We start from the raw sequence: 11,439 nt of genomic DNA, 5'->3' as shown, positions 1-11,439 counted from the left end.
TCCATACAAACGATGTGGATTCATGATGGATAACTTTTTACATGGTATTCAAAACGTCACGGTAGATGATGGTGCGCGACCAATTACGACTGTCCGAAGCTCGACAATTGGCTTGATTGGTACAGCACCTGATGCTGATGAAGAATTATTTCCGCTTAACACGCCAGTTTTAATTGCTGGTTCACGTACACAGGCTGCAAAGCTTGGTGTGTCTGGCACTCTTTCCGATGCTGTTGATTCAATCTTCGACCAGATTGGTGCATTAGTCATTGTGGTTCGAGTTGATGAGGGATCTAGTGAAACAGAAACTCTAGCAAATATTATCGGTGGCAATAATTCTATTAATGGCGGCTATGAGGGTGTGCACTGTTTTTTAGCCGCAGAAAATATTGTAGGTTTTGCGCCAAAAATTCTAATTGCGACTGGCTTTACTCACAATCGACAAGATGGTGATGCAAATCCTGTCACCTCCGAGCTGAATGCTATTGCTCCGCGTTTGGGTGCAGTTGTTATTGCAGATGGCCCGAACACAAATGATGCAGATGCGATAGCCTACTCCAAAGACTTTGATTCAAAGCGAATCTTCTTAGTCGATCCTAAGTGTAAAAAAGTAGTAAATGGTGAAACTGTCACTGCATGGTCAAGTGCCTACGTCGCTGGTCTGATTGCTAAATCTGACAATGAACGTGGCTGGTGGTGGTCTCCATCAAACCAGCCGATTAGTGGTATTACTGGCACCGATCGAGCAATTGATTTTCAAATGGGCGATCCCAACAGTCGCGCTAACCTTTTAAACGAATCCAATGTGGCCACGATTATCCGCCAGAATGGCTATCGTTTATGGGGTAACCGTACTTTGTCATCTGATGCTAAGTGGGAATTCTTGTGCGTGGTTCGAACAGCAGACATGATCAATGAATCATTAAATGCAGCACATTTATGGGCTGTCGATCGCGGTATTACTAAAACCTATGTTGAAGATGTTGTTGAAGGTGTAAATGCCTATTTGCGCTACTTGAAGAACATTGGCGCGATTATTGGTGGTTCATGCTGGGCAGATCCTGAGCTAAATACACCGGATCAAATTGCGCAGGGTAAAGTGTATTTCGATTTTGACTTCACGCCAGTTTACCCAGCTGAGCATATTATTTTCCGTTCTCATTTGGTCAATGACTATATCAAAGAGATCTTTTCTTAAGGAGTATTGAAATGGGTGTAGCAAAAGATATTCGTAAGAATTTTAATCTCTTTGTTGACGGTAAAGGTTTCGCAGGAAATACCGATGAAGCCAATATGCCTGAGTTATCTCTTCAAACTGAAGAGTATCGTGCCGGTGGTATGGATGCGCCGATCGATCTCACAATGGGCATGGAAAAATTAACAGCCGACTTTACTTTGAACTCACACAGTAAAGATGTGCTGTCTCTTTTTGGTATCAAAGAAGGCAACACCAAGTCATTCACTGTACGTGAAGCCATGGAATCATTTGACGGTACTGTAACGGCTGTTGTTCATAATCTGACAGGGAAAATCGTTAAAATCAGCCAAGGTACATCTAAGGCAGGCGAAGCACCCAAAGATAAATATGATTTATCTTTGACTTATTACAAGCAAACAATTGGCGGCACTGTTGTTCATGAAATTGATGTGATCAACATGGTTCGTATTATTAATGGCACAGATGTATTAGCGGATATTCGCTCAGCGTTAGGAATGTAAAATGACAACTCAAAAAGAATATATTCAAGAAAATGAAGGTATGAACCAAATTACATTAAGCCGTGCTTATGGTGGTTTGAATCAGATCAGTATGCGCGAACCAACAGTGCAAGATTTACTTTCTGCTGAGTTACAAAGCAAAGGCACATCAAGTGCTGAGCAAGAAATTACTATGTTTGCAAATCTATGTGAGATTGCTCCTGATTTTATTAAAGGGCTGGGTCTTAAAGATTACAAACGCATCCAAGAGTCATACACACTTTTTACCGAATAAGTGCAAATGACATTCGACAAATGACGATTGCACTTTCATCCACCACATCGTGGCCATTGTCAGAAATACAAAGTATGCCAATTTCAAGGCTGATGTGGTGGTGTGATGGACTCCCTAGAGAAACCGCTTAAGTGCGGTTTTTCTTTGCATAAGTGAATAATGAATAAAAGCCAACATAAATAAAAAATGACACATTGGTTTTGGTGTGTCGGATGCGATGTCAAATAAGAAGTTAAGTGCAATTATCACTATTGGTGGTGCGGTCGCAGGTTCTTTGCGAACAGCTATTAGCGGCACAACCACACAGTTGGGAAAAATTGGATCTGAAATTCAGCGTGTTAAAAAGAGTCAAGTCATGCTGGGCGAGTCCATCCGAACTTTTGGCGGCATGGGTAAAAATGTAGATAATCTGCGTGCACGCTATTCCAAAGTTACAGAAGAATTAAACCGTCTTACCAAGACGCAAGAGAAATTAAACCGCATAGAAGAATTAAGACAAAAGAATGCCTCGGTAAGAAGTACTGCTGGAAGTGTGTTGGGTGGAGCTGTAGCTGCATCTGCAGCGATGATTGTCCCTGTTAAGCTGGCAATTGATTTTGAAAGCGCAATGGCAGATGTGAAAAAAGTATTTAGTGGCACGGATTCACAGTTTAAATCAATCAACACAGAAATTCTCAAGATGTCCACAACCTTACCAATGGCTGCGAAAGATATCGCAAATATTGTTGCCTCTGGTGCACAGTCTGGTATCGCGGCTGGTGAGTTAACCAAGTTTGCTGAAACCGCTGTAAAAATGGGCGTAGCATTTGATATCGGCGCTGAAGAGTCAGGTCAAGCAATGGCAGAAATGCGTACAGCATTTAAAATGTCACAATCTGAAGTAACAACATTAGCGGATAAAATTAACTTTCTAGGAAACACAACACCAGCCGCAGCAAAAGGGATTATGGAGATTGTTCAGCGGATTGGACCATTAGGTGAAGTTGGTGGGTTTGCTTCTGGATCTATTGCAGCACTAGGTGCAACGATTAGAGGAATGGGGGTTGCTGAGGAGGTAGCGGCAACAGGTATCAAAAATATGATGCTTGCCTTGGTTGCTGGCGAATCAGCTACAAAAAGTCAGAAAGCCGTATACAAAGAACTAGGCTTGGATTCTGAAAAAATTGCCAAAGGTATGCAAGTTAATGCTGAAGCTACAACATTAAATGTATTGAAGCAAATTTCTAAATTGGATAAGTATCGACAAGGATCTATGCTTAAAGAGCTTTTTGGTTCCGAATCACTTGGCTCAATCGCGCCTCTACTTACCAATATGGATGCTTTAGAGAAAAATTTAAATGGTGTGTCTCAAGCAAATAAAAAGGCGTGGGATGGCTCCATGCAGTCCGAGTATGAGGCACGAGCAAACACAACAGCAAACAAACTTCAATTACTAAAAAATAATGCCGCTGGTTTGGGGATTACAATAGGGACTGTATTGTTACCTGTTGTGTCATCAGCAGCAGAAAGCATGTCTCAAGTTATTGGGTCTGTAACCAGTTGGGCACAAGCAAACCCACAGCTGGCGTCTACACTTACTAAAGTAGCGGTTGGTGCTATTGCTGTCGTAGGAGGTATTGCAGCAGTAGCACTTGCTGTGACAACAATTATTGGACCAATTGCACTGGCGGTAAGTAGTTTTTCTGTTTTGGGGGCTAGCTCTGGTGTGGCAATCACCATGCTTGGCAAAATGATTGCACCCATCAAGATGATTGGTACTGTATTTGGTATTGTTGGAAAAGCGATGTTAGCTAATCCAATGGTTTTGGCGATTGTAGCTATTGTCGCCGTGGTAGCTGGCGCAGCATATCTGATTTATAAAAATTGGGAGCCGATCAAAGCGTTTTTTTCGGATTTATGGAGTAGTGTTCAGTCTACTATTAGTTCAGCTTGGGGTGGAATTAAATCGACATTGTCAGGTGCTTGGGATGGTATTACGGGGGTATTTAACACTGGTGTCAATTTCATTAAAAGTGTTATTAAAAGCATAGATGAAGTATTTGCAAACAATCCAATTTTGAATTTATTAGTTCCTATTATTGGTATACCTCGATTAATTATCGCCAACTGGTCTACTATTTCATCTTTCTTTAGTCAGCTATGGGCGACAATCTCAAGCTATTTTATGGTTGGGGTAAATACAATTAAAACTTATTTCGTGAATGGTTTTAATGCTGTTTACGGTGTAGTTAGTAATGTATGGACTTCAATTACCTCTTTTATTGGATCTGCATTTACAGCTGTATCTGGTGTGATTAGTGCTGGAATGACTGCGATCGGCTCATTTATGTCTAGTGCATGGAGTGGGATCAAAAGTATTGTTTCTACTGCATGGACAGGTCTTTGCACTCTATTTTTGACTATCACACCTCTTGGCTACATTGTGCAAAACTTTGATGCTATTAAATTGTTTCTGTCGAACTTGGCAGGTAGCTTCATGACAATTGGGAAAAACATTATTGATGGTCTGATTTCTGGGATCTTGTCGGGTTTTGAAAAATTAAAAAGTGTTTGGAAAAGCATTAACAGCTATATGCCTGACTTTATGAAAAAGAAGATGGATATTCACTCACCGTCACGAGTTATGGCAGGCCTGGGGGGATTTATTGTTGATGGTATTGGTGTTGGTATGGAGAAGCGTACGCCTGCTTTAAGACAGCAATTTGGTGGGGTGTTGAATTCATTTAACCAAGCACCGCCTGCACCAAGTCTAAGATCTGCCGCTATTCAGCCTAATAGCGCGAGAGCTTTGGGTAGCGATGGTGGTAGCAGTAGTGGATTAGCTCCGAACATAACTATCACGATTCATGCTGCACAAGGGCAGAGCGCAGATGAAATTGCAAATATGGTGATGCAAAAGCTTAACCGAGCAAAAGGTATTGCTCAACGTGGCTCAATGGTTGACTGGGGGTATGCGCAATAATGGATGGTCATGTATACGGTAAATTTACGATGATGGCGCTTGGACCGTTTAAATTTGGCATTGATACGGCAGCATATCAGGAGCTGAGTCGAACAACTGAATTTAAATGGGCAGAGCAACCTGTTTTTGGGGAGCTAGATAATCTGCAGTACTTAGGTCCCGGTGCAGACGTCATAACATTAAACGGTGTGATTTTCCCTGAATTTAAAGGTGGATTTGAACAGCTAGATGGCCTGAGGGCGCTGGGTGGTGTCGGGCAGCCACACATGCTGGTATCCGGTACTGGTAAAGTAATGGGTCAGTGGGTTATTAATAGCGTTGAAGAGGGTCAGGGTGTCTTTGCTGCGATGGGTGTTCCTCGTAGACAAGAATTTACATTAAGTATCAAGAAGTTTGACTGGTAGCTAAATGGCATCATATATGACGAAAGATGGCGATACAGTGAGTTATATCGCCCATAAATATTATGGCAATACTAGCAATAGAATTGTAGAGAAAATCTTTGATGCTAATCCACGATTGTCTGATCAGCCAGCTTGTCTACCGGGCGGGATACTCATTGAATTGCCAACTCAAGAAAGCATTACAAATGTGTCAAATAAGAAGGTGAAGTTATGGGATTAGCTCCATGCTTTCAAGTCATAGCAAATGGCAATGATATTAGTCAGTCGATATTTGACCTCCTAGAATCTATCAGCGTTACAGATCAGACTGGTTATGAATCCGATACCTGTGAAATAAATTTAATTGATGATCCGGACAACCCAATCGACATGCCGCCACGTGGAGCCGAATTAGAGATTGCAATAGGCTACGATGGCTCGATGGTCAAGATGGGGCTTTTTGTTGTCGATGAGGTTGAGCTTTCAGGACCACCATCAAAGATGGTAATACGAGGTCGTGCTTCTGTTCAGGTTGAGAGCAGTCAAGGCAAAAAAGCTTTGCAATCTCAAAAGTCACGAACATGGCCCAAGGATTCAACTATCTCAGAAGTGATTTCCAAGGTTGCGGGTGAGCACGGTTTAGGATCCAAGATCAGTAGCTCGCTACAAGCAATCAAGTTGCCCCAAATATCACAGTCAGATGAATCTGATTTGGCATTTTTGATGCGCCTAGCCAAGAGGTATGATGCGATCTGTAAGCCCGCTGGTGGCAAGATCGTCTTTGTAAAAAGGGGGGAGGAAGATACAGGCACAGTAACGCTATCAAAAAATCAGGTTTCAAGCTGGTCTATGACCCGAAGTTCAGCAGAGAGCAATGGTTCAGTTATTTGCTATTGGTATGAAAAGGCTAAGGCTAAAAAACATGAAGTAAAAGTCGGGGATGGTGAGCCTGTTAGAAGATTGAGACACAACTATCCCGACGAGGCTAGTGCACAAGCAGCTGCCCAAGCAAGTCTCGATACTTCAAGGCGTAATGAAGATAAATTAACGGTAGGCATGCCAGGCGATCCAAACATTTCCGCAGAAACAAATTTAATTATGAGTGATTTTAGAGAAGGTATTGCAGGGGATTGGGTGATTGAACAGGCTACGCATAGCATTGATAAGTCTATCGGTTTTAAGACAAGTATTGAGGCTGTGAAAAGTTTGAGTGATGAAGATTAATGCTATCCTACGTTGCTAGCAAAGAAACATGCCTTGTTGCATACTTTGCTAGCTTTTAAATAAGTTCATGACTTTTAATTGTTTTTGATTTTGAGTAATTATTTTTAATCTCATCACAATAGTCAGACCAGTGCTGCATCATCACCTTTCTTTTAGCTAAGTGCTTTGTTCTGTTATATGCACGCCCATGCATGTCTTTAACCCTGTGCGCGAGCTGTTGTTCAATAATCTCAACAGGGTAACTTAAAACCTCTTCTAAAATAGTACGTGCAGATGCACGAAAACCATGCCCGCACACTTCTTCTGATGTATAGCCCATCCTTCGCAAAGCTTGATTAATTGTATTTTCTGACATTGGTTTTGCATTTGTTGCGATGCTTGGGAAAACAAATTGACTGTGCATGGTTACTGGCTTTAGCTCCAGAAGCGCTGCTAATACTTGTTTTGAAAGCGGGACAATGTGCTGAACGCCAGTTTTATTTTTTGTTTTTGGTGGGGTATAAGACCAAGTTGCTTCCTCTAAATCTATATCAGTCCATTTCGCATGACGCAATTCACCCGGACGAACAAAAACAAGTGGTGCTATTTTTAAAGCTGTTCGAGTAATAAAAGTACCTTCATAAAAATCTATGTCATGCAAAAGTTGAGCAAAGTCGAACACTTCAGTAAGAGCTGATAAATGTTTAACCTGAGGAGCTTTTAGTGCTCCGCGTAAATCTTGTGTGACATCACGTTCACAGCGTCCAGTTGCAACTCCATATCTAAATATTTGACCGCATTTTACTTTTACTTTTTTTGCAGTTTCGAGCTTGTCTTGTTTTTCATAGAAACGGCAAATATTAAGCACCTCAACAGGTGTAATTTTATCTATCGGTTTTTTACCGATATATGAATTAATAACTTCAAGCAGACGAGTTTGGCCTTTAATGGTTGACTCAGCTAAATTTTGTTTAGAGAACCATTCTGCAGCAACACCAGCAAATGTATTTTTCTCAGACAAAATGTGTTCTTGTATGATGCGCTTTTTCTCTTCATGCGGATCGATGTCTTGTGCAATGAGAGAGCGTGCATCTTCACGTTTCTGTCTTGCTTCAGCAAGGCTTACCTCAGGATATGGTCCAAAACTTAAAGTATTTCTTTTTTTAGTGAATGGTCTGGAATAATCAAAGCGCCAAAATTTTTGCTGATTCTTATCGATGTAAAGGTAGAGACCATAACCATCTGATAACTTGATCGGCTTATCGACTGATTTCGCTTTTTTTATCTTCGCATCTGTAAGCGGTACAACGGTTTTAGGCATTTTTGCGGTATCACTTTTGCGGTATTTTCTCGATACCGTAAAAGATACCGTAAAAAATATTGGGTTATGCTGGACTATGACGGACTATTAAACTCTATAAGTGTTAGCCGATCAATTGATTTTATTATGTTTGGCGGACTATGATGGATTATCATGGAATCTAGGGTGGTGCGCTCTGCGGGACTCGAACCCACGTCGGTCGCTTAGGAGGCAACTGCTCTATCCAGTTAAGCTAAGAGCGCAAGACGGAGGCTAATGTACTCCTATTTTAGCTAAAAAAAAAGTTATTGCCGAAACAATAACTTTTTAAATTACTTAGTCTTTATGAACTTCATTGGGGTCAATGTCGCTCAAATCTTTAGGATTAAGATAGTTAAACATTAATAACATGACTGTAATCCAAACAGGGATCATTAGAACAGATTCCATAAAGCCCTGAGTCCACATAATAAATAGAACTAAAGCAATAAAGATCAGAACGATGTAGTTGCTGACTGGTGCCCAAAGTGCAGGATAAGACGTTGTAAAATTCAAAATACGTTTTGCACGACGGAACTGTAAGTGAGTCATGGTAATCATCGCCCAGTTCAGGACAAGTGCACCAACCACCACATACATTAAGTGACCAAGTGCATCTTCGGGTACGAAGTAGTTTAAGAGTACACAGCCGAAAATCAGTACTGCAGAAAGTAATACTGCTGGAATTGGTACGCCACTTTTGTTGGTTTTAGCGAAAACTTTTGGGGCATTACCTTGTTTTGCCAAGCTGTAAAGCATACGGCTATTGGCATACATACCGCTGTTATAAACAGACAGTGCTGCAGTTAGGATAATGAAGTTCAGTAAATGTGCAGCCCAATCAATTCCTAGTTGGCTAAAGATCATCACAAATGGACTTTTGTCTAGACCACCTAGTTCAAGTTGATTCCATGGCACAAGTGACAATAGAATAGTTAAAGAACCCACGTAGAAAATCAAAATACGAAATACAACTTGGTTAATCGCTTTAGGAATAGTTTCTTTTGGATTTTCAGCTTCTGCCGCCGCCATACCAATCAGTTCAATACCACCGAAGGCGAACATCAAGAAAGCCAACATGAAGAATAAGCCTTCAAAACCATTTGGGAAGAAGCCGCCCTGACTCCATAAGTTGGTAAATGATGCTGTTGAGTTGGCATCTGCAGTCAGTAGCAAATACAAACCAAATACGATCATCGAAATAACCGCAGTGACTTTAATAATCGACAGCCAAAACTCTGATTCACCATAAAACTTCACATTACCTAAGTTTACTAAAGTAATGATCACGAAGAAGAATAGTACAGATGCCCACGCTGGAATATGAGGCCACCAATAATTAATGTATTTCGCAACAGCGGTGAGTTCTGTCATTGCCACTAAAATATAGAGAATCCAGTAGTTCCAACCTGTTAAGAAACCTGGAAATTTCCCCCAATATTTATATGCAAAATGGCTAAATGAACCTGCTACAGGTTCATGGACGATCATTTCACCCAACTGACGCATAATTAGAAAGGCGATCAGACCGCCAATGGCGTAGCCGAGAATAATGGATGGTCCAGCAGATTGAATCACATGCGCTGAGCCCAAGAATAAGCCTGTACCAATTGCACCACCCATGGCAATCAATTGAATATGACGATTCTTTAAGCCACGCTTGAGTTCGGAGGAATTGGTAGTCAAGTTACTCTTCCCGAGAATGGTTTAATTTTGGTAATTGTAATGTATAGAGAATAAATAGCCTAGTAGCTCAAAATTGATGAAAAATATTTATATATTTAATAACCTATTTTTCGTTTTAAATGCTGAATTAAAAATTTATGAATCAATAGATTAATTTTATTTTAATTGAAATTCTGATACTTGGCTTTATATGGAAAAGGTATCGAATGTTGTTTTTTTATACTTAAGTCATGTGATTGTTAAAACTTCAATTAAACATTGTATGATGCAAAAGTGCAGAAAAGAACGCTCTGCCAAAACACAATGATAAAGATTAAGGATTCAATAAAAATGAGTTTTGCTCCCCAAATTAAGATTGCAGCGACTTATATGCGTGGTGGTACAAGTAAAGGTGTATTTTTCAAGCTAGATGATTTACCGCTTGCAGCACAACAAGCTGGAAAAGTTCGCGACCAACTTTTATTGCGTGTGATTGGCAGTCCAGATCCTTATGGCAAACAAATTGATGGGATGGGGGGAGCGACTTCAAGTACCAGTAAAACCGTGATTTTGGCAAAAAGTTCACAGTCTGAGCATGATGTAGATTATCTATTTGGACAAGTGTCGATTGATAAAGCATTTGTCGACTGGAGTGGTAACTGCGGAAACTTAACGGCAGCGGTTGGTGCATTTGCCATTTCAAATGGTTTGGTTGAGGCATCACGTATTCCTGAGAATGGTTTGTGTACGGTTCGTATTTGGCAAGCCAATATTCAAAAGACCATTATTGCGCATGTACCTATTATTGATGGTGCAGTACAAGAAACTGGTGATTTTGAACTAGATGGTGTGACCTTCCCAGCAGCCGAAGTTCAAATTGAATTTTTAGACCCCGCAGATGATGGTGAAGATGGCGGCGCTATGTTCCCTACAGGGAATTTGGTCGATACCTTAACCGTACCCGATGAAGGCAGTTTCCCTGCAACATTTATTAATGCAGGTATTCCAACGATCTTCTTAAATGCAGAAGATATTGGTTATGTCGGCACTGAACTGCAAGATGCGATCAATGGTGATGCCAAGGCATTGGCCCGTTTTGAAAAAATCCGTGCTTATGGTGCACAACAAATGGGTTTGATTTCAGATATTGCAGAAGCAGAGCAGCGTCAACATACCCCAAAGATTGCATTTGTTTCAAAGCCGAAAGCCTATACATCTTCGAGTTCTAAACAAATTTCAGAACAAGATACGGACTTATTGGTTCGTGCCTTGTCGATGGGGAAACTGCATCATGCCATGATGGGCACAGCGGCAGTTGCCATTGGTACAGCTGCGGCGATACCGGGGACGCTTGTGAACTTAGCCGCGGGTGGTGGGGAGCGAGAAGCTGTGCGTTTTGGACATCCATCTGGGACGCTACGTGTAGGTGCGCAAGCAATTTATGAAAATGGTCAGTGGGTCGTTAAAAAAGCCGTGATGAGCCGAAGTGCGCGTGTCTTAATGGAAGGCTGGGTGCGTATTCCTGCGGATAGTTTAGATTAAGTATTTAACATCTCATTTGAAATCAGCCTCTGCTTTGCAGGGGCTTTTTTTTGCCTTTATCTTTTATATGAATAAGCAAATCATGAATTGGTATATATTTTTATATAATATGAACTGCATTTAATATTAGAAAGTTTCTGTGATTTATGTCAGATTAATTTTGTTAGCATTTTGCGTAGCTTTACCCTGAAAAAAAGTAGCGAAACCATGCTTAAAAAAGACTTATTGACATCCTCACCCCCTTAAAAGAGGGTGATTCCTACAGCTAGACGCTTATGCCCAAGCGCAAGAATGTTTAGAGCTGAGTTTATATCTCGATCATGAGCTGTACCACAGCTCATGCACTCCCATT

The 11,439-nt window shown here is 41.0% G+C and carries 11 protein-coding genes and 1 tRNA gene; 8 read left to right on the top strand and 4 right to left on the bottom strand.

The genetic code is table 11. From position 1 onward, the window contains the following. The first annotated feature begins 25 nt into the window (after positions 1-25). The 7 genes from FTT85_RS12770 to FTT85_RS12740 all read left to right on the top strand — a co-directional run bounded on the left by FTT85_RS12770 (position 26) and on the right by FTT85_RS12740 (position 6,562). A complete protein-coding gene (locus FTT85_RS12770) occupies positions 26-1,198 on the top strand; it encodes a phage tail sheath subtilisin-like domain-containing protein (protein WP_218955475.1) in 1,173 nt (390 codons plus the stop codon). An 11-nt stretch (positions 1,199-1,209) separates the two neighbouring features. Next, entirely contained in the window at positions 1,210-1,719 is a 510-nt protein-coding gene (locus FTT85_RS12765) for a phage major tail tube protein (protein ID WP_180183685.1), read from the top strand. A 1-nt stretch (position 1,720) separates the two neighbouring features. After that, positions 1,721-1,993: a phage tail assembly protein gene (locus tag FTT85_RS12760; RefSeq protein ID WP_180183684.1), complete on the top strand. Its 273-nt coding sequence runs from the start codon at positions 1,721-1,723 to the stop codon at positions 1,991-1,993. A 217-nt stretch (positions 1,994-2,210) separates the two neighbouring features. Next, positions 2,211-4,955 carry a phage tail tape measure protein gene (locus tag FTT85_RS12755; protein ID WP_180183722.1) on the top strand — a complete coding sequence of 915 codons (2,745 nt, stop codon included), beginning with the start codon at positions 2,211-2,213 and terminating at the stop codon, positions 4,953-4,955. A 32-nt stretch (positions 4,956-4,987) separates the two neighbouring features. After that, positions 4,988-5,359: a phage tail protein gene (locus FTT85_RS12750; RefSeq protein WP_218955474.1), complete on the top strand. Its 372-nt coding sequence runs from the start codon at positions 4,988-4,990 to the stop codon at positions 5,357-5,359. A 4-nt stretch (positions 5,360-5,363) separates the two neighbouring features. Then, a complete protein-coding gene (locus FTT85_RS18940) occupies positions 5,364-5,579 on the top strand; it encodes a tail protein X (protein ID WP_180183682.1) in 216 nt (71 codons plus the stop codon). Further along, the gene (locus tag FTT85_RS12740) at positions 5,570-6,562 is read left to right on the top strand and encodes a phage late control D family protein (RefSeq protein WP_180183681.1); all 993 of its coding nucleotides are present in this window, start codon (positions 5,570-5,572) and stop codon (positions 6,560-6,562) included. The genes FTT85_RS18940 and FTT85_RS12740 overlap by 10 nt, the downstream gene beginning before the upstream one ends. 55 nt (positions 6,563-6,617) lie before the next feature. Here FTT85_RS12740 and FTT85_RS12735 read toward each other — a convergent pair whose 3' ends face one another. From FTT85_RS12735 to FTT85_RS12725, 3 genes are all read right to left on the bottom strand, one after another. Further along, a complete protein-coding gene (locus FTT85_RS12735) occupies positions 6,618-7,862 on the bottom strand; it encodes an integrase arm-type DNA-binding domain-containing protein (RefSeq protein ID WP_180183680.1) in 1,245 nt (414 codons plus the stop codon). 166 nt (positions 7,863-8,028) lie between these two features. After that, positions 8,029-8,104, bottom strand: a tRNA-Arg gene (locus FTT85_RS12730). Between the two features lie 73 nt (positions 8,105-8,177). Beyond that, positions 8,178-9,566, bottom strand: coding sequence for an amino acid permease (locus FTT85_RS12725; RefSeq protein ID WP_078189974.1), 1,389 nt, complete (start codon positions 9,564-9,566; stop codon positions 8,178-8,180). A 330-nt stretch (positions 9,567-9,896) separates the two neighbouring features. Here FTT85_RS12725 and prpF point away from each other — a divergent pair, with 330 nt between their 5' ends. After that, positions 9,897-11,087 carry a 2-methylaconitate cis-trans isomerase PrpF gene (prpF, locus tag FTT85_RS12720; protein ID WP_180183679.1) on the top strand — a complete coding sequence of 397 codons (1,191 nt, stop codon included), beginning with the start codon at positions 9,897-9,899 and terminating at the stop codon, positions 11,085-11,087. A 242-nt stretch (positions 11,088-11,329) separates the two neighbouring features. On the opposite strand, the gene FTT85_RS12715 is transcribed toward prpF, so the two are convergent. Further along, on the bottom strand, positions 11,330-11,439 hold a 110-nt coding region (locus FTT85_RS12715), incomplete at its 5' end, for a zinc ribbon domain-containing protein (RefSeq protein WP_179994364.1).

The organism is Acinetobacter sp. YH01020, from assembly GCF_013420275.1.
GTDB classification, from domain to species: Bacteria; Pseudomonadota; Gammaproteobacteria; order Pseudomonadales; family Moraxellaceae; genus Acinetobacter; species Acinetobacter amyesii.
The sequence above is the reverse complement of the archived record's forward strand: the minus strand, read 5'-3'. Positions and strand labels throughout refer to the sequence as shown.